This is a genomic window from Streptomyces rishiriensis (genome assembly GCF_030815485.1).
Classification (GTDB): Bacteria; Actinomycetota; Actinomycetes; order Streptomycetales; family Streptomycetaceae; genus Streptomyces; species Streptomyces rishiriensis_A.
The window spans coordinates 2,192,400-2,219,016 of sequence record NZ_JAUSWV010000002.1 but is presented as its reverse complement, the minus strand read 5'-3'; the positions used below and the strand labels follow the sequence as shown (position 1 = coordinate 2,219,016).

The 26,617-nt window shown below is 72.1% G+C and carries 23 protein-coding genes and 1 pseudogene; 13 read left to right on the top strand and 11 right to left on the bottom strand.

Annotation, left to right across the window (positions count from 1 at the left end):
- The first annotated feature begins 76 nt into the window (after positions 1 to 76).
- Positions 77 to 889, top strand: a complete 813-nt coding sequence (locus QF030_RS12365) for an SAM-dependent methyltransferase (RefSeq protein WP_307162709.1) — start codon at positions 77 to 79, stop codon at positions 887 to 889.
- Positions 890 to 951: 62 nt separating this feature from the next.
- Here QF030_RS12365 and pdxR read toward each other — a convergent pair whose 3' ends face one another.
- The gene (gene pdxR, locus QF030_RS12360; RefSeq protein WP_307162708.1) at positions 952 to 2,397 is read right to left on the bottom strand and encodes a MocR-like pyridoxine biosynthesis transcription factor PdxR; all 1,446 of its coding nucleotides are present in this window, start codon (positions 2,395 to 2,397) and stop codon (positions 952 to 954) included.
- 124 nt (positions 2,398 to 2,521) lie between these two features.
- Here pdxR and QF030_RS12355 point away from each other — a divergent pair, with 124 nt between their 5' ends.
- Complete coding sequence (locus QF030_RS12355) at positions 2,522 to 3,043, top strand: carboxymuconolactone decarboxylase family protein (RefSeq protein WP_373428889.1); 522 nt, start codon at positions 2,522 to 2,524, stop codon at positions 3,041 to 3,043.
- A gap of 150 nt (positions 3,044 to 3,193) precedes the next feature.
- Here the strand turns inward: QF030_RS12355 and QF030_RS12350 are convergent, their stop codons facing one another.
- The 3 genes and pseudogenes from QF030_RS12350 to QF030_RS12340 all read right to left on the bottom strand — a co-directional run bounded on the left by QF030_RS12350 (position 3,194) and on the right by QF030_RS12340 (position 6,289).
- Positions 3,194 to 4,681: a glutamate synthase subunit beta gene (locus QF030_RS12350; protein WP_307167546.1), complete on the bottom strand. Its 1,488-nt coding sequence runs from the start codon at positions 4,679 to 4,681 to the stop codon at positions 3,194 to 3,196.
- A 233-nt stretch (positions 4,682 to 4,914) separates the two neighbouring features.
- Positions 4,915 to 5,394, bottom strand: a complete 480-nt coding sequence (locus QF030_RS12345; protein ID WP_307162706.1) for an anthrone oxygenase family protein — start codon at positions 5,392 to 5,394, stop codon at positions 4,915 to 4,917.
- Positions 5,395 to 5,581: 187 nt separating this feature from the next.
- Positions 5,582 to 6,289: pseudogene (locus tag QF030_RS12340) on the bottom strand (DUF2293 domain-containing protein).
- A 368-nt stretch (positions 6,290 to 6,657) separates the two neighbouring features.
- Here QF030_RS12340 and QF030_RS12335 point away from each other — a divergent pair.
- Together QF030_RS12335 and QF030_RS12330 are read left to right on the top strand one after the other, a co-directional pair.
- Positions 6,658 to 7,299 carry a uridine kinase gene (locus QF030_RS12335; RefSeq protein WP_307162705.1) on the top strand — a complete coding sequence of 214 codons (642 nt, stop codon included), beginning with the start codon at positions 6,658 to 6,660 and terminating at the stop codon, positions 7,297 to 7,299.
- A gap of 228 nt (positions 7,300 to 7,527) precedes the next feature.
- Positions 7,528 to 7,962 (top strand): CBS domain-containing protein, encoded by a 435-nt coding sequence (locus QF030_RS12330; protein WP_307162704.1) that lies wholly within the window; start codon positions 7,528 to 7,530, stop codon positions 7,960 to 7,962.
- Between the two features lie 166 nt (positions 7,963 to 8,128).
- Here QF030_RS12330 and QF030_RS12325 read toward each other — a convergent pair whose 3' ends face one another.
- Positions 8,129 to 9,256, bottom strand: coding sequence for a magnesium and cobalt transport protein CorA (locus QF030_RS12325; protein ID WP_307162703.1), 1,128 nt, complete (start codon positions 9,254 to 9,256; stop codon positions 8,129 to 8,131).
- A 281-nt stretch (positions 9,257 to 9,537) separates the two neighbouring features.
- On the opposite strand from QF030_RS12325, the gene QF030_RS12320 reads away from it, so the two are divergent.
- Entirely contained in the window at positions 9,538 to 10,332 is a 795-nt protein-coding gene (locus tag QF030_RS12320) for a methyltransferase (RefSeq protein WP_307162702.1), read from the top strand.
- Between the two features lie 245 nt (positions 10,333 to 10,577).
- Here the strand turns inward: QF030_RS12320 and QF030_RS12315 are convergent, their stop codons facing one another.
- A complete protein-coding gene (locus tag QF030_RS12315; RefSeq protein ID WP_307162701.1) occupies positions 10,578 to 11,528 on the bottom strand; it encodes a carbohydrate kinase family protein in 951 nt (316 codons plus the stop codon).
- A gap of 197 nt (positions 11,529 to 11,725) precedes the next feature.
- Entirely contained in the window at positions 11,726 to 12,634 is a 909-nt protein-coding gene (locus QF030_RS12310; protein WP_307162700.1) for a pseudouridine-5'-phosphate glycosidase, read from the bottom strand.
- 99 nt (positions 12,635 to 12,733) lie between these two features.
- On the opposite strand from QF030_RS12310, the gene QF030_RS12305 reads away from it, so the two are divergent.
- Entirely contained in the window at positions 12,734 to 13,162 is a 429-nt protein-coding gene (locus QF030_RS12305) for a VOC family protein (RefSeq protein WP_307162699.1), read from the top strand.
- Between the two features lie 182 nt (positions 13,163 to 13,344).
- Here the strand turns inward: QF030_RS12305 and QF030_RS12300 are convergent, their stop codons facing one another.
- The 3 genes from QF030_RS12300 to QF030_RS12290 all read right to left on the bottom strand — a co-directional run bounded on the left by QF030_RS12300 (position 13,345) and on the right by QF030_RS12290 (position 16,250).
- Positions 13,345 to 14,661 (bottom strand): MFS transporter, encoded by a 1,317-nt coding sequence (locus tag QF030_RS12300; RefSeq protein WP_307162698.1) that lies wholly within the window; start codon positions 14,659 to 14,661, stop codon positions 13,345 to 13,347.
- A gap of 68 nt (positions 14,662 to 14,729) precedes the next feature.
- Complete coding sequence (locus QF030_RS12295; RefSeq protein WP_307162697.1) at positions 14,730 to 15,284, bottom strand: methylated-DNA--[protein]-cysteine S-methyltransferase; 555 nt, start codon at positions 15,282 to 15,284, stop codon at positions 14,730 to 14,732.
- 93 nt (positions 15,285 to 15,377) lie between these two features.
- A complete protein-coding gene (locus QF030_RS12290; protein WP_307162696.1) occupies positions 15,378 to 16,250 on the bottom strand; it encodes a glycerophosphodiester phosphodiesterase in 873 nt (290 codons plus the stop codon).
- Positions 16,251 to 16,523: 273 nt separating this feature from the next.
- Here QF030_RS12290 and QF030_RS12285 point away from each other — a divergent pair, with 273 nt between their 5' ends.
- The 7 genes from QF030_RS12285 to QF030_RS12255 all read left to right on the top strand — a co-directional run bounded on the left by QF030_RS12285 (position 16,524) and on the right by QF030_RS12255 (position 25,285).
- Positions 16,524 to 17,387, top strand: coding sequence for an MHYT domain-containing protein (locus QF030_RS12285; protein WP_307162695.1), 864 nt, complete (start codon positions 16,524 to 16,526; stop codon positions 17,385 to 17,387).
- An 87-nt stretch (positions 17,388 to 17,474) separates the two neighbouring features.
- Positions 17,475 to 19,619, top strand: coding sequence for an excinuclease ABC subunit UvrB (gene uvrB / locus QF030_RS12280; RefSeq protein WP_307162694.1), 2,145 nt, complete (start codon positions 17,475 to 17,477; stop codon positions 19,617 to 19,619).
- A 159-nt stretch (positions 19,620 to 19,778) separates the two neighbouring features.
- A complete protein-coding gene (locus QF030_RS12275; RefSeq protein WP_057599421.1) occupies positions 19,779 to 20,357 on the top strand; it encodes a TerD family protein in 579 nt (192 codons plus the stop codon).
- A gap of 54 nt (positions 20,358 to 20,411) precedes the next feature.
- The gene (locus tag QF030_RS12270; protein ID WP_307162693.1) at positions 20,412 to 22,424 is read left to right on the top strand and encodes a TerD family protein; all 2,013 of its coding nucleotides are present in this window, start codon (positions 20,412 to 20,414) and stop codon (positions 22,422 to 22,424) included.
- A gap of 224 nt (positions 22,425 to 22,648) precedes the next feature.
- Positions 22,649 to 23,650, top strand: a complete 1,002-nt coding sequence (locus QF030_RS12265) for a TerC family protein (protein WP_307162692.1) — start codon at positions 22,649 to 22,651, stop codon at positions 23,648 to 23,650.
- Positions 23,651 to 23,775: 125 nt separating this feature from the next.
- Positions 23,776 to 24,090 carry a hypothetical protein gene (locus tag QF030_RS12260; RefSeq protein WP_307162691.1) on the top strand — a complete coding sequence of 105 codons (315 nt, stop codon included), beginning with the start codon at positions 23,776 to 23,778 and terminating at the stop codon, positions 24,088 to 24,090.
- A 94-nt stretch (positions 24,091 to 24,184) separates the two neighbouring features.
- On the top strand, positions 24,185 to 25,285 hold the full coding sequence (locus QF030_RS12255; protein ID WP_307162690.1) for a calcium:proton antiporter: 1,101 nt from the start codon (positions 24,185 to 24,187) through the stop codon (positions 25,283 to 25,285).
- Here QF030_RS12255 and QF030_RS12250 read toward each other — a convergent pair.
- A complete protein-coding gene (locus QF030_RS12250) occupies positions 25,275 to 26,579 on the bottom strand; it encodes an MFS transporter (RefSeq protein WP_307162689.1) in 1,305 nt (434 codons plus the stop codon). The genes QF030_RS12255 and QF030_RS12250 overlap by 11 nt on opposite strands.
- Between the last annotated feature and the right edge of the window lie 38 nt (positions 26,580 to 26,617).

The following is a 26,617-nucleotide window of genomic DNA, read 5'->3' as shown; positions in this document are numbered from 1 at the left end:
TCGCTCGACTTCCTCAACTTCCTTAATTTGGTGCTGACTTGAACACTATCCACGTCACATGCTTACGGAGTGCCTCATGACCGGGCAGGACCCCACCGGAGCCGTCGAGATCGACACCAGCAAGCCCCATCCCGCACGCATGTACAACTGGTACCTCGGCGGGAAGGACAACTACCCCGTCGACGAGGCGATGGGCCGGCAGATGCTCGCCCTCGACCCGCGCGTGCCGGTGATGGCACGAGTCAACCGGGCCTTCATGCACCGCTCCACCCGTTGGCTGGCGCAGAACGGCGTACGGCAGTTCCTGGACGTCGGCACGGGCATCCCGACCGAGCCCAACCTGCACCAGGTCGCGCAGCGGATCGCGCCCGACGCCCGCGTGGTCTACTGCGACAACGACCCGATCGTCCTGGCCCACGCGGCCGCCCTGCTGCGCAGCACGTCGGAGGGCGTCACCGAGTACCTCCAGGCGGACGTCCGTGATCCGGACGCCATCGTCGAGGGGGCCGGGAAGATCCTGGACCTCGGCCGGCCGGTGGCGCTGTCGCTGGTCGCGCTGCTGCACTTCGTCTCCGACGAGGACGGCGCGCACGAGCTGGTGAACCGGCTGCGCGCCGTACTGCCCTCCGGCAGCTACCTGATGATGACCCACGCCACCGCGGACTTCTCCCCGGAGGAGTCCGCGGCGGCCACGGAGAAACTGAAGGCGGCGGGCGTCACCCTCGCCCTGCGGTCCCGCGAGGAGTTCACCCGCTTCTTCGACGGGCTCGACCTGGTCGAACCCGGCGTCGCGGTGGTGCCCGAGTGGCACCCCGAGCTCGGCGAACCCGTGCCGGGGCAGGACGACGGCGTGATCCCGGGCTACGGGGCGGTGGGCCGCAAGCGCTGAGGACGCCGCGACCGGTGCCGTGCGCGCCGTGGGACGTCCCCGGGACGCCCCACGGCGCCCCCTCATCCGGGGGCGGGGCGCCGCCGCGCGTCCGGCGGCGGCAGGATCCGGCACAGGGCGTCCAGCGCCGCCCCGTAGGCGTGCTCCGGCGGCGTCGCGTACCCGACGACGAGACCGTCCTCCGCCGCCATCTCGGTCGCCGGATGCCGGAAGGCGGCCAGGCCGTCCAGGGCGACGCCCTGCCAGACGGCCGCCTTGAGCGCGGACCGCTCGGTGCCGGGCGGCAGCCGCAGCACCGCGTGGAGACCGGCCGCGACCCCGGTGACCTCGACATGGGGCGCCTGCGCGGTGAGCGCCTCGACCAGCCGGTCCCGGCGACCGCGGTAACGCTGCCGCATGCGCCGGACATGACGGTCGTACGCCCCGGAGGCGATCAGGTCGGCCAGGCTCAGCTGGTCGAGGACGCTCGCCCAGGCCTCCCGCTCGCCCTTGGCCGCCAGGACGCCGTCGACATACCGCTCGGGCAGCACCATCCAGCCCAGGCGCAGCGCGGGCGACAGGCTCTTGCTGACCGAGCCGAGGTAGATCACCCGTTCGGGATCGAGCCCCTGGACGGCGCCGACGGGTTTGCGGTCGTAGCGGAACTCCCCGTCGTAGTCGTCCTCGAGAAGCACCCCGCCACGCGCGCGTGCCCAGTCGATCACGGCTGTCCTGCGGCTCGCGTGCAGGGGGCCACCGGTCGGGAACTGGTGCGCAGGGGTGAGCAGCACCGCCCGCTCGCGGTCCAGCCGCTCCACGCGTGCCCCGTCCGCGTCCAGGGGCAGCGGAACCGTTCGCACGCCGGCCGCCGCCAGCAGCCCCCGGTGGAAGTCCAGGCCGTACGCCTCCACGGCCAGCGGACCGCGCAGGAGCCCGCCGCCCGGGCCGAACAGCAGCCGCAGCGCATGGGCGAACCCCGAGCAGATCACGATGCGCTCGGGCTCGGTGCGCACGCCACGCGCGCGTGCCAGGTACTCGGTCAGGGCCTCCCGCAGTTCCCGGCGGCCGGCCGGGTCGCCGGGACCGAACACCTCGTGGGGCGCCTGCTGGAGCGCTCGGCGGTAGGAGGCCAGCCAGGCCGCGCGCGGGAACGACGACGCGTCCGGAGTGCCCTGCCGCAGGTCGTGCCGGGGGCCACGCGCGCGCGTGGGCGCCTTGACGGGCGTGCGCTCCGCGGGCCGCAGCGGTCCGGTCCGGTCGGCGACCCGCGTACCCGATCCCTGCCGGGCGGTCAGCCAGCCCTCCGCGACGAGTTCCGCGTACGCGTCGGCCACCGTGTTGCGGGCGACGCCGAGATCGGCGGCGAGTGAACGATAGGGCGGCAGGCGGGTGCCCGGAGGCAGGCGTCCACCGCGCACGGCCTCGCGCAGCGCCCGGGTCAGGGCGGCCCGCCGACCGCCGGGACCGGCCAGCTCCACATGCAGGTCGGCGCCGATCCGCTCCGCGGAATTGACCCACGAATCCACCATGGAACTGCACCCTACAGGGGGTCTTTCAGGCCCGTAGGTTGGGGACATGACGACGGAGACGACGACGCCGACCATGACCGTACGTGACGAGGGGCGGGGCGAGGGGCGGGACAGGGGGCGGGACATGACGGCCGGCGTGACGACGGGCGGGACGGCGCACGCGACCGGTACCGGTGTGGCGGCCGCGGTGGCCGGACGGTCCCGCCTGGACTTCGGGGAGACCGCCCCGAAGGCGTTCCGCGCCCTCATCGGCTTCGACGCCGCCGCCCGACAGGGCCTCGAGCCGGCGCTCGTCGAACTGATCCAGATCCGCGCCTCGCACCTCAACCACTGCGCGTACTGCCTTCACCTGCACACGAGCGACGCCCGCACGGCCGGCGAGAGCGAGGAGCGGCTGCACATGGTCGCCGTCTGGCGCGAGGCCCGCCACTTCTTCACCAGGAGGGAACAGGCGGCGCTGGCCCTGACGGAGGCCGTCACGCTGGTGGCCGACGGCGGCGTCCCGGACGCCGTCTACGACGAGGCCGCCGCCCGCTTCGACGAGCAGGAGCTGGCGCAGGTGCTGGCCCTGATCTGCGCGATCAACATCTGGAACCGGGTGGCCCTGGCCACGGGGAAGGTCGCCGGGACGGACGAGCGCCGCTGAAACGATCCCGCCCGGCGCCGCCCTGAGCGCCCGGTCCAGGACGCCCGGTTCCGGATGCCCGGTCGGGACGCCCGGTTCCGGATGCCCTTTCCAGGAGGTGGCGGAGGGCCAGGAGGTCCAGGCGGTCCGGGCGGTCCAGGAAGTCCAGGGCTAGCTGGTCATCGGACGGTCGTACGGGCCGATCGGGGTCGGCAGCCGCGAACTCCCCGTCAGATGGCGGTCGACGGCCGACGCCACCGCCCGCCCCTCCGCGATGGCCCACACGATCAGCGACTGCCCGCGCGCCGCGTCCCCCGCGGCGAACACGCCGGGGACGTTCGTCGCGAAGTCGCCGTCCCGCGCGATCGTGCCGCGCGGCTCCAGCGTCAGCCCCAGCTGCTCGACGAGCCCGTCCTCCCGGTCGGGCCCGGAGAAGCCGAGGGCGAGCAGCACGAGGTCGGCGGGGAGTGCCCGCGCGGTGCCTTCCACCGGCCTCCGTCGCGCGTCGACCTCGACGAGGTGCAGCGACCGCACGTGGCCGGTCCCGTCGCCGGTGAAACGGAGCGTGGACGCCGCGAACAGCCGTGCGTCCGCGTCCGCGGCCGGCGCGGACTCCAGATCGCGCGCCTCTTCGTGCGCCGCCGAGAGCCGGTAGATCCTCGGATAGGTCGGCCAGGGGTCGGTGTCCTCGTCGCGCTCCGGACCGGGCTGCGCGTAGATGTCCAGCTGGGTCACGGACGCGGCGCCCTCACGCACCGCCGTGCCCAGACAGTCGGCTCCCGTGTCGCCACCGCCGACGATGACGACGTGCTTTCCGGCGGCGGACATCGGGGACGACTCCAGGTCTCCCTCGCCGACCCGGTTGGCCAGCGGCAGATACTCCATCGCCTGCTGTATGCCGGTCAGCTCCCGCCCCGGAACGTGCAGTTCCCGCCATTCGGTGGCACCGGTGGCGATCACCACGGCGTCGTAGCGGACCCGCAGATCCGCGGCCATGACGTCCCGCCCGATGGTGGTCGAGGTGCGGAACTTCGTGCCCTCGGCCCGCATCTGCTCGATCCGCCGCTCCAGATGGTGCTTCTCCATCTTGAAGGAGGGGATCCCGTACCGCATCAGTCCGCCGATCCGGTCGTCCTTCTCGTAGACGGCGACCGTGTGCCCGGCCCGGGTCAACTGCTGTGCGGCGGCCAGCCCGGTGGGCCCGGAACCGATCACCGCGACCGTCTTGCCGGACAGCCGGTCCGGCGGTCGCGGCGGCGTGAGACCGTCCGCCCAGGCCCGGTCGGCGATGGCGGCCTCGACGTTCTTGATGGTGACGGCCGGCTGGTTGATGGCGAGGACGCACCCGGCCTCGCACGGTGCAGGGCACAACCGGCCGGTGAACTCGGGGAAGTTGTTCGTCGCGTGCAGCCGGTCGCTCGCCGCCCGCCAGTCCTCCCGGGACACCAGGTCGTTCCACTCGGGGATCAGGTTGCCGAGCGGACAGGCCTCGTGGCAGAACGGGACGCCGCAGTCCATGCAACGGTCGGCCTGTCTGCTGACGATGGGCAGCAGCCCCCCGGGGACGTACACCTCGTCCCAGTCCCGCACCCGTTCCTCGACCGGCCGCCGGGGCCAGTCCTCGCGGGGTGTGGTCATGAATCCCTTGGGATCGGCCATGGGCGTCTTCCTCGCGTACGCGTACTGCAGGCCGAGCGTCATCGGGTGGCACTCTTTTGGCCACGATACGTCGCGTCGGCCACCCACGCAGAGTGGCGGACAGCGCTTTCCGCAGTGGGCGTCCGGTGCCCTGCCCGGAGTCCGTTCCCCTTCCTTCCACGAGTCCGTGCCCTGTTCCCTTTACGAGTCCGTTCCCTGTCCGTCTACGCTTCCGCTTCCGCTTGCGCGCCGGGTCAGACCAGGGCCAGGACGTAGACGACCGCCGAGGCCACGGAGGCGACCGCGCGCACGTGGTTCCATCGCGTCCACTGACGCAGATAGACCGGCCAGTACGTGACGGCCTCCGGCGTGCCCGGGTCCAGCTTCGCCAGGGCCTCGTTGCGCGGCACGTTGGCCGTCACGGTCACCCCCAGAGCACCGCACAGGTACAGCGCGCTGCCCAGCAGCAGGTGGACCGTCCCGCCGTCCGGCCACAGCACGAAGGTGACGACGGCGATCACCGCGCACACCGCCGCCGCACCGAGGAACAGGACCATGAACGCCGGTGTCATCGCCGAGGAGTTGATCGCGTTCATCGCCGCGACGCCCTGCGCGGGCGGGAGCGCGGCGAGTCCCCGCATCACCAGGACCGAGAAGGCGCAGAAGACCCCGGCCATCAGCCCCGTGGTCACAGTGCCCACCGCCGCGAGCACCTCGTAGGGTCCATCGATCATGACAACGTCAACTCCCACCCGTAGAGCGGAGATCCTGCCCGGGACCGTCCGCCGGCTCAAGTGAAATCCCGTTCATGAGCCGTGACCATGGGCGAGACGCGCGGGACCATGCGCGGACGTCCACCGGACGGTCGTCCGCACGCCGGATCCGTCCCGTCGGTCCCGTGGGTCGCGTCGGTGCCGTCGGTCACGTCTGTGCCGTCAGTCCCTCCTGGCCCTCCCGCCACGTCCGCAACAGGGCCTCCACGTCCGACGCGATCCTCCGGCGTGCCTCGGGCCGGGGTACGCCGATCATCAGCAGCCGGTCGTACGGCGTGTCCAGATGACGTACGGACGCCACGACCGCCGAGACGACGGCCCCCTCGGACAGCGCCCGCCCGGCGGCGCTGCGTCCCCACCCGGCCACTGCCCCGCAGTGAGGCGTGCACGGCGATCCCGCGCGCCCGCTCTCCCGGGCAGCCGGGAAGCAGCCGCAGGATCTTCGCCGCGAACGCCTCCGCGAAGCGCTCGTCCTGCGCCGCCCGAAGCCGCGCGTCCCGGTCCGGCGCCGCCGTGCCTCGGCGTCCGCCAGGCACCGCTCCTCGGCCCGGACGAGCGCCGTCTCCTCCACCAGGACGCCCTGGCGCTCATAACGCCCCTTGCGCCGGTTGAACCGGACCACCACCGCCGACAGGCCGCTCTCCTCCCGCGACCGGCGCGTCAGTGCGGTGTCACCGCGCGGCAGGAACACCAGGTGCCCGAGATCGGCGCAGTCGAGGCAGCGTGGCGCGGCATCCTCCATGACCAGCATCGGCAGCGGCCCGCTTCGGCACCCGGCGCAGTGCTTCCGCCGCAGCGGCTGGACGACGAGAAGGCCGGTGCGGGGCGCGGGAGCGGGGAGGACTGCGGCTGCCATAGGGCCTTCATGCCCTGTGACGCACGCGGCAGCACTTGGCCACCGGACGCGAGCCTTGGCCACCGGCCCGGGCGGATGGACCGTGGCCGGCCCCCGCCGTGTGGCCGCCGTGCCGGGCGACCAGCCGCGTGCCTTCCGGCGCCAGTTGGCCCGGCCGCTGACCCGGGCCCGGGTCCCGGCCGTCGGCCCTCGACTCCGGGGACTCGGTCGCACCAAGGTCGGACGGCTGGAGCGGCTGCTGCGCGCCTCCCCGCAGCAGCCGGAGCGACTGCCCGCCCGGCCTCGGCCCCCGGCCGCGCTGCCCGGCCCCCGGCCCGCAAGCTCCGGTCGTGCCAGGGCGAGGCGGCCGGGTCGGCGACTGACGCATCATGGGGCGTGTGCGACTCGAAGCGATCACCTGGGAACGGCTCGGCGACCTCCTCGCCGAGCGGCTGCTCGATCTGAAGCCCGACGACGGCATCCGTCGGCCACGCATCGCCTTCGACGGCGCACCCGCCGCCCGTCCCGGTGACCTCGCCGAGCGGGTCGCCGAGGCCCTGCGCACCCGCGGGCGTCCCTCCCGGGTCGTCGACACGCACGGTTTCCTGCGCCCCGCCTCCCTCCGCCTGGAGTACGGCCATCACGATGTGGACGCGTACTACGACGGCTGGTTCGACACCGGGGCCCTCTGGCGCGAGGTGTTCGATCCCCTCGAACCCGGCGGCGACGGCCGGATCCTCCCCGATCTCCGGGACCCCGTCACCGACCGCGCCACGCGCAGCCCCTACGTCCCTCTCCCGCCCGGCGGTTTCCTGCTGCTGCACGGCCCCTTTCTGTTGCGGCACTGGTTCCCCTTCGACCTGACCGTCCACGTCCTTCTCTCCCCGCCCGCCCTGCGCCGGCGCACCCCCGAAGCCGACCGATGGACGCTGCCCGCCTTCGCGCGGTACGTCGAGGAGACCGATCCGGCCGCCGTGGCCGACGTCCTCGTCCGCGCGGACGACCCCCGCCATCCGGCCTGGGGCGGCTGACCCCGCGTCGGCGTGCCGCCGGACGACTCCGCTCCCTGCGCGGGACGACACGTCCTCCGCGGGTGGCTGCGCCGCCGCAGCGGGACCGGAGCCCCGGATCCGGAGCGCCGGGTCCGGGGTGCCGCCCTCCGGATGCGGGCGCCGTGCGGCGCGGCAAGAATGTAGGGCGCCGGGACCAGCGGTGCCCCTTCCCGCGCCGCGCCGGCCGTCCGGGACCGGAGGTACTCCATGACCACCGCCGCAGACATCATGCACCGGGGCGCCCAGTGGATCCCCGCACACGAGACCCTCGACCGCGCCGCCCAGCTGATGCGTGAACTGAACGTCGGCGCGCTGCCCATCAGCGACGAGAACGAGCGGCTCTGCGGGATCCTCACCGACCGGGACATCGTCGTCGGCTGCGTGGCCATGGGGCACGACCCCGCCAAGGTCACCGCCGGCGAGATGGCCCGGGGCACGCCCCGCTGGATCGACGCGGGCGCCGATGTCGGCGAGGTCCTCCACGAGATGCAGGAACACCAGATCCGTCGGCTGCCCGTCATCGAGAACAAGCGCCTGGTGGGCATGATCAGTGAGGCAGACCTCGCCCGGCACCTGCCCGAGGAGCAGATCGCCACCTGGGCCGAGACCGTCTACGCCCGGTCCCGACCCGGCCGCCACTGACAGCGGTGACAGCGGTGACAGTACGGAACCGACCAACGTGGCGATGAGAGCGGCGGCCGGAACACTGCGGGCACGGCAGGCAGCCGTGCCCGTGCCCGCAGCGGTTGCCCGGGGCGGCAGCGAGGTTGCCCGGGGCGGCAGCGGTTGCCCTGGGCGGAGCGGTCGTTCAGAGCCAGCCGTTGCGCCGGAATCCGCGGTACAGAACCCAGCAGGCCACGGAGATCACACCGATGACCAGGGGGTAGCCGAACCTCCAGTGCAGCTCCGGCATGTGGTCGAAGTTCATGCCGTACACACCGCAGACCATCGTCGGCACGGCGATCACCGCGGCCCAGGCCGTGATCTTCCGCATGTCCTCGTTCTGCGCGACGGTGACCTGTGCCAGGTGCGCCTGGAGGATCGAGTTGAGCAACTCGTCGAAGGCGGCGATCTGCTCCGTGGCACGCAGCAGATGGTCGGAGACGTCCCGGAAGTACGCCTGTATCTCCGGGTCGACCACCCGGACCGGCCGGTCCGCGAGGTCCAGAAGCGGACGCCCGAGCGGCACCACAGCCCGCTTCAGTTCGAGGAGTTCACGCTTGAGCTGGTAGATGCGACCCGGATCCGCCCGTGCGCCGTTCGCCGCGAAGACATCCGTCTCGACCCGGTCGATGTCCTCCTGCACGGAGTCGATGACGTCGAGATAGTCGTCCACCACGTGGTCCGCTACCGCGTGCAGCACCGCGGACGGCCCCTTGGCCAGCTGAGTGGTGTCGGACTCCAGCTCCTCGCGCAGGGGGCCCAGCGACCCGTGCCGGCCGTGGCGCACCGTGATCACGAAGTCCCGGCCGACGAACACCATGATCTCGCCGGTGTCGACCACCTCACTGGTCTCCGTGAGCTCCTCGTGCTCGACGTAGCAGACCGTCTTGAACACCGCGAACAAGGTCTCCCCGTACCGCTCGACCTTCGGCCGCTGATGAGCCTCGACGGCGTCCTCGACGGCCAGCGGGTGCAGGTCGAACAGCTCGGCGATGCCCGCGAACTCGTCGTTCGTCGGCTCGTGCAGCCCGAGCCACACGAAACCGTGACCCTGCTTGCGCACCCGTTCCACCGTGTCGACCAGATCAGCGCCGCTCGGGGCGCGGACGCCGTCGCGGTACGCCACACAGTTCACCACCGAGGAACCCAGCGGGGAGCGCGCGGGGTGACTCAAATCGACCCGCGGCCGTCGCCGGGCCAACCGCGCCACCCTGCGCAGGCCGCCGACCCCTCCGAGGCCGGTGACCTTCCGCAGATTCCCTGCCATGGTCATCTGGGTCTCCTTGCGTGTCTTGCCGAGAGGCGCGCTCCTGCGTCCTGGCGCGCCAGTCTGCCAGGCCCGCGTGTGCTGAAGGTAAGCCTGTGGAAGGGGCCGGTTCCGCTTTGTTCCCGCCTGTGGACGACGGACACCCCGGGAGCGTTCGCACGTCCCGTGAGTGCCGTCCCGGTACGGGTTCCCGGCGCCGTCTACCGCATCCGGGGCCCGGGCTCCGGTACCCCGTCGCGGCCGCGTCGACGCCCTCCGGCGAGCGGGACAACTGGGATGATCGCCGCATGACGCGATCCGACGGGTACCTCCTCGACAACCGGCAGCCCGAGGCGGGGGAACGCTTCGACGCCTTCGCCGCCCTCTTCGACGCCACGACGATCCGCCACTTCGAGGCGTTCGGGGTCGGAGCCGGCTGGCGTTGCTGGGAGGCCGGTGCCGGCGGCACCTCCGTGGTGTCCTGGCTGGCGAAGAAGGTCGGCCCGACGGGCAAGGTCCTCGCGACCGACATCGACACCTCCCGGCTGACGTCGGTCGCCCGTCCGCCGGTCGAGGTACGTGTCCACGACCTCGGCGTCGAGGAACCGCCGATGGACGGCTTCGACCTGGTGCACGCCCGGCTCGTGCTGGTCCATGTGCCGGACCGGGAGCGGGCGTTGCGCTCGATGGTCAAGGCACTGCGACCGGGCGGACGGCTCCTGATCGAGGACGCCGATCCCGCCCTCCAGCCGCTGATCTGCCCCGACGAACACGGTCCGGAACAACAACTGGCGAACCGCTTGCGGCACGGCTTCCGCGAGCTCTTGGCCGCCCGGGGCGCCGACCTCTCCTACGGCCGTAAGCTTCCGCGTCTGCTCCGCGAGGCAGGACTGCGACGGATCGAGGCCGACGCCTACTTCCCCGTCACCTCGCCCGCCAGTGCGGCCCTGGAGTCCGCGACGGTCCGCCAGATCCGCGGCGAACTCGTCGGGGCGGGCCTCGCGACCGACGAGGACATCGACCGGCATCTGGCGAACGTCGCCTCCGGAGACATGGACCTGGCCACGGCGCCGATGATCTCGGCATGGGGGCGCAAGAGCTAGCGGCCTGAGCGGGTGCAGGGGCTGGTGTCCTCGGCGGGTGCAAGGCGTGAGCGGGTGGTAGGCGTGATCGGGCGCCGGCCGTGAAAGGCGGGAGGAGCCCGCCGGAGGTCTGGGCCGGACTGTCGGGTCGTCCTTCCACCGACGGGTCAGACCGGAGGCCGACGAGTTGCCCTCAGCCGACGAGTTGCCCTCAGCCGACACGTCGTCCTTCCGCCGACGGGTCGTGCTTCCGCCGAGGGGTCGCCTCAGCCGGCGTGCGCCCGGTACGTCGTCGACGTCGCGCCGTCGCCACGCGCGGGTGCGTCAACGCCCCGCGCGGGTGGTCTGCCGCCCACGCGTTCCACCGCCCGGGCCCCCGCCCGGCACCCCTCGGCCGCCGCGGCCCCGGCATCGGCGCCCGCGAGCAGCGCGACGAGGAAGGCTCCCGTGAAGGCGTCGCCTGCGCCCGTGGTGTCCAGCGGTGTCGCCGGAACGGCCGGGACGCGGACGAGCACAGTCCCGTCACGGGCCACCAGCGCGCCGTCGGCGCCCTCCTTGGACACCACCAGCGGGACCAGGCGGCTCAGCGCGGCCGCCGCGCCCGCCCCGTCGAGCTGCCCGGTCAGCAGACAGGCCTCGGCCCGGCTGGGCAGCAGCACGTCCACCGCCTCGACGAGGGACAGGAAGCGGTCCACGCCCAGGTCCTCCAGGAAGCCCGCCGACGCCGGATCGAGACTCACCGGCACTCCACGCGCGCGTGCCGCCGCCGACGCCGTACCCACCAGCGCGCGCCCGGACTCCGAGAACAGCAGGTAGCCCGACAGGTGCAACCGGCCGACCCCGTCCAGAAGGGCGTCCGACCAGTCACCCGGGTCGAGCCGCAGGGACGCGCCGCTGTCCGTGAGGAAGGTCCGCTCGCCCGCGGCACCGGTGTCCACCAGGCAGATCACCGTCCCGGTGGTCGCCTGCGGGTCGACGACGAGCCGCGGCCGCACCCCGCACGCGGTCAGCTCCCGCTCGTGCCAGGCCGCCGACTCCGCGCCCACCCGGCCGAGTAGCCGTACGTCCGCGCACCCCCAATGTGCCGCCCAGGACGCCACGTTGGCGCCCGCCCCGCCCGGCAGGGTCCGGATGACCGAGGCCGTGTCCGTACCCGAGGCGAGCGGGCCCCGATGGCGGGCGACGACGTCCGTCACGACGTCCCCGACGACCAGCAAGGCCCCGTTACCCGAGCCCCCGGCAGCGGATGCCCCGGCCCCCCGCCCGCCCGAGTCGCAGCCGGATCCCGGGCCTTCCCCCGATCCGGGCCCCGGGCCTGCCCCCGATCCCCGCCCCGGCCTACCCCCCGAAGCCGCATTCCGGGTCGGCTCGCCGGGGCCGCCTCGGCCGCCGTCCGTCCCGCCCGATCGTGCGGTCATGCCTCGGACCACGCCGTCGCGATCCGCGCCGCCAGCCGCACGTTGCCGCGCACCGCCGCCAGATTGGCGCTCAGGGACGCGCCGTCGGTGTGCCGGACCAGGTAGTCGAGCAGGAACGGCGTGACGCCCTGGCCGGTGACGCCGGCCTCCTCGCATGCGTGCAGGGCGTCGGTGAGCACACGCGCGTGCAGCTCGGGATCGAGCTGCTCCTCCTCGGGAACCGGGTTGGCGACGATCAGCGCCGAGTCCGGCACTCCCAGCGTGTCCTGAGCCCGCATCACGTCGGCCACCTGCCGCGGGGACCGCACCGTCCAGTCCACGGGATGGCCCGAGTCGGACAGATAGAACCCGGGGAAGCGCTCGGTGTCGTACCCGGCGACGGCGACGCCCAGCGTCTCCAGCCGCTGGAGGGTCGCCGGCACGTCCAGGATCGATTTCACCCCCGCGCACACCACCGTGATCCGGGTGCTCGCCAGCAGCCCCAGGTCGGCCGACTCGTCCTGGGTGACCGTCCACTCCCGGTGCACCCCGCCCAGCCCGCCCGTCGCGAACACCCGCACCCCCGCGAGCGCCGCCAGCAGCGCCGTGGCCGAGACGGTGGTCGCCCCGCTCGCCCCCGAGGCCACAGCGAGCGGCAGGTCGCGATGGCCCAGCTTGCGAAAGCCGTCCTCGTTCGCGACTCGCTCCAACTGGCCCTTGTCCAGGCCCACATGGGGCCGCCCGTCCAGCACGGCGATCGTCGCCGGTACGGCGCCCTCCGCGCGTACGACCGCCTCCAGCTCCAGCGCCACCTGGAGATTGCGCGGGCGGGGCAGCCCGTGCGAGATGATCGTGGACTCCAGGGACACCACGGGTCGACGCGCGTCGACCGCGTCCCGCACCTCTTCCGACACCACCAGCACCACGCGCCCGCCTCCTGTCCGTCGGTCTCCCCTCATCTCTGGCGGGCGGCGCGCCCGGTCAAACCCTTGCGGCCTGTGGGGCGGGACACCAGCCTGGGACGTATGACGGACAACACGACACGTCTCGACCACGTCGTCCTGTGGGTACGCGACCCGATCGCCGCCGCCGACTTCTACGAGAAGGCCGTCGGCCTGGAGCCCGGCCGGCTCCCCGAGTTCGCCGCCGGCGAGGAACCGTTTCCCTCCGTACGCGTCAACGAGGAGGCACTTCTCGACCTCATGCCGTTGTCGATGGCCGAGCGGATGACGATGCTCCCCGGCGCCGCGGAGAGCGCGGGGCACCCGGTGAACCACGTGTGCCTCGCCCTGCCGCGGGGCGACTTCGACACGCTGCTCGCCCGCCTGGAGGAGCACGCCGTCCCCGTGTCGGACGTGTCACGGGGCTCCTTCGGCGCCCGCGGCGAGGCCACGCGCAGCTTCTACTTCCGCGACCCGGACGGCAACGTCGTCGAGGCGCGGCACTACGACTGACGCACCTATGGGCGACGCGCCACGGCCGCACACCTACAGCTGACACACCCATAGCTGACCCACCGCCGACCTACGGCTGGCGTGACCGCACCTGTCATGGCTGCACATGTCGTGCGCGTGGCGCGCCCGCCCGTGCTCATGGCGCCGTGCCCGTGGCGCCTGTCCTCCCGTGACCGCTGTCCCTAGGGCTGCCGTACGCCCGGCGGGCTGTCCGCGGCCGTCCTGGTCCCGGCCGCGTTCTTGCTTCCGGTGCGGGTGAACAGCACCAGGGCGGTCAGGGGGACGAGCAGACTCGCCGCGGCGAGGTTGAGCCAGGCGTAGCTCGCCTGCGCGACGATCAGCCCGGCGATCGCTCCGCCGACCCCCGCCGAGGTGTTCATGGTGAGGTCGGAGAGTCCCTGGGCGGCGGCCCTCGCGGCCTGCGGCACCGCGTCCGTCAGCAACGCGGAGCCCGACACCAGGCCGGCCGACCAGCCGAGCCCGAGTACGAAGAGTCCGGCGGCGGTCTGTCCGTGGCTGTCGCCCGCCGTCCCGGCCAGGAACATCGCGACGGCCAGCAGCCCGGCGGCGAGTCCCGCCACCGAGAGCCGTCCCACCCGGTCCGCCAGCCGTCCCATCAGCGGCGCGAAGGCGTACATGCCCGCGATGTGCCCGCTGATGACGAGCCCGATGAGATCGATGCTCGCGCCGTGGCGGGCGAGGTCGAGCGGCGTCATCGACATGACCGCGACCATCGCCGTGTGCGACACGGCGACCGTCACGAGCGCGAGCCGCACGCGCGGGGAGGCGGCGACGGCCGCCAGACCGGCACGCAGCGAACGGGCCTGCGGGGATCGCTCCTCCCGGGGCGCGAGTGCGCGGGCCGTCAGCAGCGGGTCGGGGCGCAGCAGCACGGCCACCAGGACCGCCGCCAGGACGAAGATCCCGGCCGCCCAGAGGAAGGGGCCCGCCGCCGCGGGTATCCCGAGTCCGGCGACACTCCGACCGGCGGGCGCGGCGATGTTCGGACCCAGGACCGCGCCGATGGTGGTCGCCCACACCACGTTCGAGATGGCCCGGGCGCGACGCTGCGGCTCGGCCAGGTCGGCGGCGGCGAACCGCGCCTGGAGGTTCGCCGAGGAGGCCGCGCCGAAGGCGGCCATGCCGCCCAGCAGCAGCGGGTAGTTCCCGGCCCGCGCCGCCGCCACGACGACACAGGCGCCCGCAGCGCCCACCAGATAGGCCAGGACCAGCCCCGGCCGACGCCCGCGCGCGGTCATCAGCGCGGCCATGGGCATCGACAGCACGGCCGTACCGGCGACGGTGGCGGTGGGCGCCAGCCCGGACAGCGCCTCGCTGCCGCTGACCTGCCGGGCCAGTACGGCGGACAGCGCGATGCCGGTGGCGACGCCGAGCCCACCGAGGATCTGGCTCGCGACGAGCACCGCGGTCGTGCGGCGCCGCAGCGCGGGCAGGAGCGCGGCGTCGACGGGCGCGGCGGCGGGCTCGACGGCGGTCACGGCTCGCGCCGGACCGTCGCGCGGCCGTGGCGACGACCTGGAGATGTGGTCACCGGCGCAGTGTCTCCTCAGAACAGCGGCTCGGGTAGTACCCCCTCCAGCGCGAGCAGCCTCCGCTTGGTCTCCAGACCGCCTCCGAATCCGCCGATGCCGCCGTCGCTCGCCACCACCCGGTGGCAGGGCACGACGACCGGCAGCGGGTTGGAGCCCATCGCCACCCCCACGGCCTGCGCCGCCAGCGGCTGTCCCACCCGCCTGGCGAGATCGCCGTAGCCGACCACCGCTCCGTACGGGACGCCGGAGGCGAGTTCGCGGAGCACCTGCCGGTTGAAGCCCGAGATCAGCGACCAGTCCAGCGGCAGCTCGAAGGCCCGCCGCTCACCGGCGAAGTAGGCCTTCACCTGGCGTATCGCCTCGGCCAGCAGCGGGGAGCCGGGCGCCTCGACGGGCTCCGTGCCCCGTCGGGCCGCGAGCCGGCCGAGCGCCTGGTCGCGTATCGCGCCGGTGGCGTGGAACACGACGTTGAGCAGGCCCTCACCGGTCGCGGCCAGCAACAGCGGACCGATGTCGGTATCCACGACGGTCCACACGACCCGCTGCTCGTCCTGCCCAGGGCTGTCCATGTGCCCACGGTACGGCCCGCCACTGACAACGCCCGGGGGCGGCGGTCCGGCCCACCACCGCAGCACCGCGCCACCGCCCCGGGCCGCCGGGCGTCAGTACCCGTACAGGGCTCGCCGCACGACGTCGGGCTTGTTGGTGATCACGCCGTCGACGTCGTACCCCGCGACGGCCTGGGCGGTCGCGGGGTCGTCGACGGTCCAGGCGAAGACCTTCATCGGCTTGCCGTGCGGTCCGGCGAGCGCGTGCACGGCGGAGACGTAGGCGGGGGAGAGCGAGGCGTACGACGGGTTGACCAGGTCGGCGAAGCCCGCGTACCCGGGCAGGTCCGCGACGGCCGGCATCCCCAGCAGACCGGTCCGCACCCCCGGCTCCAGTTCGTGGACGGTCCGCAGGCTGTCGGCGCTGAAGCTCTGCACGATCAGCCGGTTCGTGAGGTGCCGCCGGTCCAGCCAGCCCTCGTTGCTCAGCACCTCGAGGGTCTGCCGCTCGATCCCCGGATAGAGCTCGGGGTTCTTGACCTCCAGGAGCAGCTTCTGGTGGTGGTGCTCGACCCGGTCGACGTACTCCTCGAGCGTCGGCACCCGCGCGCCCGTGTACCCGGCGCCGAACCAGCTCCCCGCGTCCAGCCGGGCCACCTCGGCCGCCGTGAAGTCACGCACCTTCCACGGGGCGCGGCCGGGATAGACCTCCTCGGCGTCCGTCGTACGGCGGAGACTGTCGTCGTGGATGACCACGAGCCGGCCGTCCTTGGTGCGCTGGACGTCGTTCTCCACCCACGGAATGCCCAGCGAGGCCGCCTCGTCGACGGCCTCCAGGGTGTTCTCGGGGGCGCGGGCGGAGGCCCCTCGGTGGGCGATCACCGACGGCCGCAGGGCGCTGCCCGCCCGGGCGTCGTGAACGGGCAGCAGGAGGGCGACGATGCCCAGGACCGCGGTGGTCGTGGCGGCGGCTGCGCGCGCGTGCATGCGCACTCCTCACGTCGGGCCATCACATACAGCTCAACAGTGACAGCACAGAGTCGACGGCGGGGGAGTGCAGGACGACCACAGAGGGGAACGCGACGGGGGAGGCCGCTCACCAGTGCCGCACATGTGCGACCAGGGCGTGTTTCTTTGCCGGAAAATCGTTCGACCATTCCGGTGGGAGTCATACTCTCTCTCAGCCTTGACCGCGCTCAGCGGTCCCGGGGAGGGGCGAGTTTCAGGAAAACCGAGCAACAGGGCGAAGGGCTACCGCGCATGCAAGGCACGGTCGACGGTTTCAGCTACGGACTCGTCACACCGCTGGTGGCCTACCTCATGGCCTGCCTCGGCGGTGCTCTCGGTCTGCGCTGCACCACCAGAGCCCTGCTCGTCGCCCAGTCCTGGCGCCCGGGCTGGCTCGCCCTCGGCTCGGCGGCGATCGGCTCCGGCATCTGGACCATGCACTTCATCGCGATGATCGGCTTCACGGTCGACGGCGCCCCGATCCACTACGACAAACCGATGACCTACGCGAGTCTGGGCGTCGCCATCGTCATGGTGGGTGTGGGGATCTTCATAGTCGGCTACCGGGGCGCGACCGGAACGGCGCTGTTCACCGGGGGCACCATCACCGGTCTGGGGATCGCGTCGATGCACTACCTGGGCATGGCCGGCATGCGCTTCAACGGCACGTTCCGGTACAACACCCTCACCGTCGCCGTCTCCGTCGCCATCGCCATGGTGGCCGCCACCGCCGCCCTGTGGGCCGCGGGACAGGTCAGGGGCTTCCTGTGGAGCGTGGGCGCCAGCCTGGTCATGGGTCTGGCCGTCACCGGCATGCACTACACCGGGATGGCCGCCATGAGCGTCCATCTGCACACGGGTTCTCCGACCGTGGGCGACTCTCCCGCCGCCCTCCTGGCGCCGATGCTGATCGGTCCTCTCGCCTTCCTCTGCCTCGCGGGTGCGGTCGTGGTGTTCGACCCGCTGATGGTCATGGGCAAGCCCGACTGGACCCCCGCCGATCACAAGCCCGGCGTCCCGGCGCACCCGCCCGTCCCGCACCCGTCGCGCAGTTCGCAGCCCCGCATCCGCCGCAAGGTGACGCACCGCGAGTCCCGGACCCCGCAGAACCGCTGACTCCGGTACCCGCGGATCCCCGGGGGCCGGCGACCGCGAACCCCTGATCGGACCCCGTTGTCAGTGGCGGGTCGTACGGTGGATGACATGCGGCCCGTTTCCCACATCGAACGCACGGTGGCGCCTTTCGAGGTCGTCAGCCCCTACCAGCCCAGCGGCGACCAGCCGGCGGCCATCGCCGAGCTGGCCAAGCGCGTCGAGGCAGGTGAGAAGGACGTCGTCCTGCTCGGCGCGACCGGCACCGGAAAGTCCGCGACCACCGCGTGGATGATCGAGAAGCTCCAGCGCCCCACCCTGGTGATGGCGCCGAACAAGACCCTGGCCGCCCAGCTGGCGAACGAGTTCCGCGAACTGCTGCCGAACAACGCGGTCGAGTACTTCGTCTCGTACTACGACTACTACCAGCCCGAGGCGTACGTCCCGCAGTCGGACACCTACATCGAGAAGGACTCCTCGATCAACGAGGAGGTCGAGCGCCTGCGCCACTCCGCGACCAACTCGCTGCTCACCCGGCGTGACGTCGTCGTGGTCGCCTCGGTCTCCTGCATCTACGGCCTCGGCACCCCGCAGGAGTACGTGGACCGCATGGTCCCGCTCCGCGTCGGCGACGAGGTCGACCGGGACCAGCTGCTGCGCCGCTTCGTCGACATCCAGTACACGCGCAACGACCTGGCGTTCAGCCGTGGCACCTTCCGGGTGCGCGGCGACACCATCGAGATCTTCCCGGTCTACGAGGAGCTCGCCGTCCGCATCGAGATGTTCGGCGACGAGATCGAGGCCCTGTCCACGCTGCACCCGCTCACCGGCGAGATCATCAGCGACGACCAGCAGCTGTACATCTTCCCGGCCACGCACTACGTGGCGGGACCGGAGCGCCTGGAGCGGGCAGCCAACGACATCGAGAAGGAGCTGGGCGAGCGCCTGGCCGAGCTGGAGAAGCAGGGCAAGCTCCTGGAGGCCCAGCGCCTGCGCATGCGCACCACGTACGACCTCGAGATGCTGCGCCAGATCGGCTCCTGCTCCGGCGTCGAGAACTACTCGATGCACTTCGACGGCCGCTTGCCCGGCTCCCCGCCCAACACCCTGCTCGACTACTTCCCCGACGACTTCCTGCTCGTCATCGACGAGTCCCATGTCACCGTCCCCCAGATCGGCGCCATGTACGAGGGGGACGCCTCCCGCAAGCGCACCCTCGTCGACCACGGCTTCCGGCTGCCCTCCGCCCTGGACAACCGCCCGCTGAAGTGGGAGGAGTTCCAGGAGCGCATCGGGCAGACCGTCTACCTGTCGGCGACCCCCGGCAAGTACGAGCTCTCCCGTGGGGACGGCGCCGTCGAGCAGATCATCCGGCCCACCGGCCTGATCGACCCGGAGGTCGTGGTCAAGCCCACCGAGGGCCAGATCGACGACCTGGTGCACGAGATCCGCACCCGCGTGGAGAAGGACGAGCGCGTCCTGGTCACCACGCTCACCAAGAAGATGGCCGAGGACCTCACGGAGTACTTCCTGGAACTCGGCATCCAGGTGCGCTATCTGCACAGTGACGTGGACACGCTGCGCCGGATCGAGCTGCTGCGCGAGCTGCGCGCCGGCGAGTTCGACGTCCTGGTCGGCATCAACCTCCTGCGGGAGGGCCTCGACCTGCCCGAGGTGTCCCTGGTGGCGATCCTGGACGCCGACAAGGAGGGCTTCCTGCGCTCCGGCACCTCGCTGATCCAGACCATCGGCCGCGCGGCGCGCAATGTCTCCGGCCAGGTCCACATGTACGCCGACAAGATCACCCCGGGCATGGAGCGGGCCATCGACGAGACCAACCGCCGCCGGGAGAAGCAGGTCGCCTACAACACGGCGAACGGCATCGACCCGCAGCCGCTCCGCAAGAAGATCAACGACATCGTCGCGCAGATCTCGCGCGAGGAGGTCGACACGGAGCAGCTGCTGGGCTCGGGCTACCGCGCGAAGAAGGACGGTCGGGGCACCAAAGCCCCGGTGCCCTCCCTCGGTGACAAGGCGGCCAAGGGCGCCAAGTCCAGGTCGGCCAAGGGCAAGGCCGAGAAGTCGGTGCCGACGGACCGTCCGGCGGCCGAACTCGCCGAGCAGATCGAGGAGATGACGCAGCGGATGCGGGCCGCCGCCGCCGACCTCCAGTTCGAGGTCGCCGCCCGGATCCGCGACGAGGTCTCCGAGATGAAGAAGGAACTGCGCCAGATGAGGGAGGCGGGTCTGGCCTGACGGTCCCGGCGGTCGCTGTGCCCTCGCCCCGCACGCGCTGTGTTGCAAGACCGACACAAAGTGCGGGCCTGGGTACGGCACTGTCAGTGCCTTTGCGTAGGGTTTCCGTCAACCGCGGGCTCGCGGCAACAGGGGACAGCTCGAGAGGGGAATCAGCGCGTGACCGTCAACATGACCAAGGGTCAGGCCATCAGCCTTCAGAAGAACGACGGGGGCAGCCTGACCGCGGTGCGCATGGGTCTCGGCTGGCAGGCGGCCCCGCGTCGCGGCCTGTTCGGCTCCCGGACCCGGGAGATCGACCTCGACGCCTCCGCGGTTCTGTTCGCCGACAAGCAGCCGGTGGACGTCGTCTTCTTCCGCCACCTGGTGAGTGACGACGGCTCGGTCCGTCACACCGGTGACAACCTCGTCGGCGGGGTCGGCCAGGGCGGCGACGACGAGGCGATCCTCGTCGACCTCGCGCGTGTGCCGGTCCACATCGACCAGATCATCTTCACGGTGAACTCCTTCACCGGCCAGACCTTCCAGGAAGTGCAGAACGCCTTCTGCCGCCTGGTCGACGAGACCAACGGCCAGGAGCTCGCGCGCTACACGCTGGCGGGCGGCGGCGCCTACACGGCCCAGATCATGGCGAAGGTGCACCGGGTGGGCGGGGGCTGGAACATGACGGCTCTCGGCGCTCCGGCCAACGGCCGCACCTTCCAGGACCTCATGCCCGCGATCCTGCCCGCGCTGTAGGGCGGAGAGCGGCACCTCGGACAACACCACACGCGACGCGGGGGGAGACAGGCGATGACGGCCGAGCTGGTGCGGGGGCAGAACCACCCGCTCTCCCAGGTCCGCCTCGAGATCCGGGTCTCGGCCGGCAGGCCGGTCATGGCGGTTGCCACACTCGGGGACGAGAGCGGCAAGGTCCCCGGCGTCGAGTGGGTGGCCCACCCGGGCGTACCCACCCTGCCCGGCCTGGAGGTCTCCCGGCAGGCGGCCGCCGACCACCGCCTCGCGGTGGACCTGGACGCCGTGTCGGCGGCCGTGCACCGGGTCAGCGTGCTGCTGGCGCTGCCGACGGGCGTCGGCGGGCCGGTCAGCTTCGGCTCGGTCGCGGCCCCCTTCGTCGCGGTCACCGGCCTCGACGGCACCGAGGTCGCCACCTACACCATCACCGGTCTGGAGGCGGAGTCGGCGGTCGTCGCGCTGGAGCTGTACCGACGGCAGGGCGCCTGGAAGGTACGCGCCGTCGGCCAGGGCTACGCGGGCGGTCTGGCCGAACTCCTCACCGACCAGGGCCTCTCGCAGGCCCACCGACTCGCGGCCGGCATCAACGACGCCGTGGTCCAGGGCCTGGCCCGCTCGGTGCCGGCGCCGCCGCGTACGGCCGACGGCGACCGCTCCCGGCAGGCGGCCGCGTCCGCCCTCGGCCCGGACCAGGGCGGCTCGCCGTACGGCGCGCAGGGCACCCCGGGCGGTGCGGGCCCGTACGGGAGCGCCCAGAACCCGCAGGGCCCCGCGGGCACGGGTTACCCGCCGGGCGCCACACCGGCGGATCCCGACGCCACCCAGCCGACACCGACGGCACCCGCCACCGGTGGCTCGATCGACTACAGCCACCCACGTCGGCAGAACGCCGCTCCGCCCCCGCCTCCGCCCACCGCGCCCCCGGCCCAGCCCGGACAGCCCGCCCGGCCCGTCGCGGGTGACGCGACCGGCTGGTCCATGGAGGAGCGGCTGTACAACCAGGTCTGGGGCATGTTCGAAGACCTGGCCCGCAGCACGGCCGCGTACCGCAGCGCCGTCGACTTCGCCGATACGCGGATGGAGAAGGAGCTGGACCAGGTCCTGTCGGATCCGCGCAGCAGGATGGGCGGCCAGGGGGACGCCGCCCGCGAGGCGGCCCAGGCCAAGCACATCCAGCTCGTCGACCAGGCCCGGGAGGCACTGGACCGGGATCTCGTCCAGCTCGGCGCCGAGGCCGACGTGGTCGAACCGGCCCTGCCCGCGGCGTACGCGCGCTGGGACAGCCCCGTCTGGCACGCCTATCGCGTCCCCATGGAGATGCCCATGGCCGTGCGGCTGGGCGACCTCACCCTTCCCGAGAGCGACCCGCTGCGCATCCCGATGCTGGTCAGGCTCCCGCTCGAACGCGGCCTGTGGATCGACAGCGGGCGGTCGGTTTCGTCCGACGGGTCGTTCGCCGACTCGCACGACCTGCGCCGCCTCGCCATGGAGTCGGCCGTGGCGCACACGGCCCGGCTGCTGGCCGTGCATCCGGCGGGCGAATTCACGGTGCATGTCGTCGATCCAGCCGGTTCCGGAGCCAGGGAACTCGCGCCGCTGGTGCGCAGCGGTGTGCTCGCGGCCCCGCCCGCGGTCGGCGCGGCAGGCGTCGCGGCGGTCCTGAGCCAGCTCACCGAGCGGGTCGACCTCGTGCAGATGGCGGTGCGCGGCGGCATGGCCGACTCGCTGCCGCCCGGCTTCGACACGGCCCAGCAGCTGCTGGTCGTCAACGACTTCCCGCACGGCTTCGACGACCGTGCCGTGACCCAGCTGCGCTACCTCGCGGACGAGGGGCCCGAAGTCGGCGTGCACCTGATGATGGTCGCCGACCGGGAGGACGCCGACAGTTACGGTCCGTTGCTGGACCCGCTGTGGCGGGCGCTGCTGCGGTTGACGCCGGTGCCCGAGGATCACCTCGCCGACCCCTGGGTGGGGCATGCCTGGACGTATGAGCCGAGCCTCGTGCCGCCCGGCAGCCAGGTCCTCCAGCAGGTCCTCGCTCACGTCGCGGCGGCTCGCACCAAGTACTAGTAAAGGCCTCTGACCAGCGGATTTGGTCTTTCTTTTGCCAATCGCTTTACCTTTTCTTGGTGGTTGGGGTACTGTTTTCCTCACGGAGGGGAGTACTCCTGCTGCGGCGTACCCGTCAATACGGATCAGGCCTGATCCCGGGGCGTCGGCCCGATTCGGGTGGAAGAGACCTCCGGCAGCGCGACGACGCTGATCACCTGCCGTTACGTACTGTCGGAGGCGTAGTGAATGTTTCCCTGGCCCTATGGGTCTTCACCATCGTGGGCCTTGCCGCCCTCATCGCGGTCGACTTCTTCATCGGCCGCAAGCCGCACGACGTGTCGATCAAGGAAGCGGGGATCTGGACCGTCGTCTGGATCGCCCTGGCCGGGCTCTTCGGAGTCGGGCTGCTCGTCTTCAGCGGCGGTGAGCCGGCCGGCGAGTTCTTCGCGGGCTTCATCACCGAGAAGTCGCTCAGTGTCGACAACCTCTTCGTCTTCGTCCTGATCATGGCGAAGTTCTCGGTCCCCTCGCAGTACCAGCAGCGAGTCCTGCTCGTCGGCGTCCTCATAGCCCTCGTCCTGCGGGCCGTCTTCATCGCCGCGGGTGCCGCGATCCTCGCCAGCTTCGCGTGGGTGTTCTACCTCTTCGGCGCCTTCCTGATCTGGACCGCCTGGAAGCTCATCCAGGAGGCCCGCGCCGACGAGGAGGACGAGGAGTTCGAGGAGAACAAGCTGCTCAAGGCGGTGGAGAAGCGATTCGGTGTCGCCGACCGCTACCACGGTACGAAGCTGTGGATCGAGCAGAACGGCAAGCGGGTCATGACCCCGATGCTGGTCGTGATGCTCGCGATCGGCACCACCGACGTGCTCTTCGCCCTCGACTCGATCCCCGCGATCTTCGGCCTGACGCAGGACCCGTACATCGTCTTCACGGCCAACGCGTTCGCCCTGATGGGTCTGCGGCAGCTCTACTTCCTCATCGGTGGCCTCCTGAGGAAGCTGGTCCACCTCAGCTACGGCCTGTCGGTCATCCTCGGCTTCATCGGCGTGAAGCTGGTGCTGCACGCCCTGCACGAGTCCGGGGTCCACGTCCCCGAGATCAGCATCCCGGTCTCGCTCGGCGTCATCTGCTCCGTCCTGATCGTCACCACGCTCACCAGCCTGCGGGCTTCGAAGAAGCAGGCGGCGGCCGAGGCGGCGCGGACGGAGAGCGAAGGCGCTCCGAAGGACAGCATCCAGGCCTGACACGCAAGACGTAGGAACAACCATCCCGGGAGCGGTGCGCGGCGGATTGCCGGGCACCGCTTCCGGGTGTTCCGTTGGGAACCGGTCGTTTCCGCCCGGGAACGCCGGTTCCGGGTGGAGGCACCATGGGCACATCGCAGAGGTTCGTCCAGATCCTCGAGTTCGAGACCGACCGCATCGATGAGATGCGGGCGCTGGCCGAGGAAGGGGAACGGCGCATCACGGGCCGGCCCGACGGCCCGACGCGCCGCCTCGTCCTCAAGGACCGCGACCAGCCGAACCGCTATCTCGTCGTGATCGAGTTCGACTCCCACGAGGAGGCCATGCGCAACAGCGAGGACCCGGAGACGGGCAAGTTCGCGGAGCGGATGGCCGCGCTCTGCACCCGGCCCCCGTCCTTCACCGACTGCGACGTGCAGGACACGACCGAGTTCAGGTGACGCCCGGCCGCACACCGCCCCTCCGGCCGGTCCTGCCCGCGAGGGCGGGGCGGGCCGGAATGCGGGGCGTCGACGGCTCTGCGACGATCGCTGCATGATCGCTCGGCTCAGGTCGGTCACGACCCGGTGGACGGCCCTCGTGCCGGTACTGGCGGTCGTCCTGCTGGCCCTGACCTGGGGGCGCGGACTGCCCGGCGCGGTCGTGGCCGTGGTGACACTGGTCCTCGCCGGAGCGGTCCTGGCCGCCGTGCACCACGCGGAGGTCGTCGCCCACCGGGTGGGCGAACCCTTCGGATCCCTCGTCCTCGCGGTGGCCGTGACGATCATCGAGGTCGCCCTGATCGTCACCCTGATGGCGGACGGCGGCGACAAAAGCTCGACTCTGGCCAGAGACACGGTCTTCGCGGCCGTGATGATCACCTGCAACGGCATCGTCGGTCTGTGTCTCCTCGTCGCGTCGCTGCGCCACGGCACGGCCGTCTTCAACCCGGAGGGCACCGGTGCGGCGCTGGCGACCGTCGCGACCCTGGCCACGCTCAGCCTGGTCCTGCCGACCTTCACCACCAGCAAACCGGGCCCGGAGTTCTCCGCCGTCCAGCTCACCTTCGCCGCCCTGTCCTCACTGGTGCTGTACGGCCTGTTCGTGACGACGCAGACCGTCCGGCACCGCGACTACTTCCTCCCGGTCACCCGGCAGGGAGACGTGATCACCGCCGACGTCCACGCCGGTGCCCCCACCTCCCGGACCGCCTGGATCAGCCTCGGGCTGCTCGGCCTGGCCCTGGTCGGTGTGGTGGGCCTCGCCAAGGGCGTCTCGCCCACGATCGAGTCAGGAGTGGAGGCGGCCGGACTGCCCCAAGCGGTGGTCGGTGTGATCATCGCGCTGCTCGTGCTGCTCCCCGAGACGATCGCCGCGCTGCGCTCCGCCCGCCGCGACCGGGTGCAGACCAGCCTCAACCTCGCGCTCGGCTCCGCGATCGCCAGCATCGGTCTCACCATCCCCGCGGTCGCCCTGGCCTCCGTCTGGCTTGCCGGGCCGCTCGTCCTCGGCCTCGGCCCCACCCATATGGTGCTGCTCGCGCTGACCGTCGTGGTCAGCTCCCTGACGGTGGTCCCGGGACGGGCCACGCCGCTGCAGGGCGGCGTCCATCTCGTCCTGTTCGCGGCCTACCTGGAACTGGCGGTCAATCCGTAGCCGGCCGCACGGCGGCCACCCGTGCCGGCCGGGTCTCCGGCAGCAGCGCGAAGCAGCCCAGGCTGAGCAGCGCGATCCCGGTCAGATAGGCACCCACTCCCCACGGGACACGCCCCGAATGCTCGGCGAGCGCGGTCGCCACGATCGGCGTGAGCGCGCCCCCGAGGACGCCGCCGAGGTTGTAGCCGACCGCCGCACCGGTGCAGCGCACACGCGGCGCGTAGAGCTCCGGCAGATACGCCGAGATCACCGCGAACATCGCGACGAAGGCGAGCAGCGCCCCCAGGAAGCCGAGGAACATCGGCAGCGGCTCGCCGGTCGAGAGCAGCGCGACCAGCGGGAACATCCACAGCGCGGCCGCCGTGCAGCCCACGAGGCACAGCGGCCGCCGGCCGAAGCGGTCACCGAGCATGGCCACCGCGGGCGTCAGCGCACCCTTCACCACCACGGCGGCCATGATGCAGACCAGCACGACCGTGCGGCTGACCCCGAGCCGTTCCGTCGCGTACGCCAGGGACCACGTCGTCACGGCGTAGAAGATCGCGTACCCGACGGCGAGCGCGCCCGCGGTCAGCAGGACGAGCCGCCAGTGGTCGCGCACCACCTCGACGAGCGGCACGCGCGCGTGGTCGTCGATCTCCAGGAACCGCGGGCTCTCGGGCAGCGACGACCGCAGCCACAGCCCGAGCACGGCCAGCGCCCCGGCCGCCCAGAAGGGCACCCGCCACCCCCACCGCGCGAACTGCGCCTCCGTCAGCGTCACCGACAGGGCCAGCACCACCCCGTTGGCGAGCACGAAACCCACCGCGGGGCCGACCTGCGGGAAGCTCGACCACAGCCCGCGCCGCTCGGCGGGCGCGTGCTCCGCGGTCAGCAGCACCGCGCCGCCCCACTCCCCGCCGAGCCCCAGCCCCTGGAGGAAACGCAGGACGAGCAGCAGCAGGGGAGCGGCCACCCCGATCGTGTCGTACGCCGGCACGCAGCCGACCGCGACCGTCGAGGCACCGGTCAGCAGCAGGGAGACGACCAGGACCGGCCGACGCCCGCGCCGGTCCCCGATGTGCCCGAACAGCACCGAGCCAAGCGGCCGCGCCACGAAGCCCACACCGAACGTCGCGAACGCGGCCAGTGTCCCCGCCGACGGCGAGAACGTCGGGAAGAACAGCGGCCCCAGAACCAGCGCGGCCGCCGTCCCGTAGACGAAGAAGTCGTAGAACTCGATGGCCGTCCCGGCGAGCGAGGCGGCCGCGACCCGTGGCATGGAGGGCGCCTTCACGGTGTGTACGTCGTGCATGCCGCGACAACTACCCGCAGTGATCACGGGTTACGGGG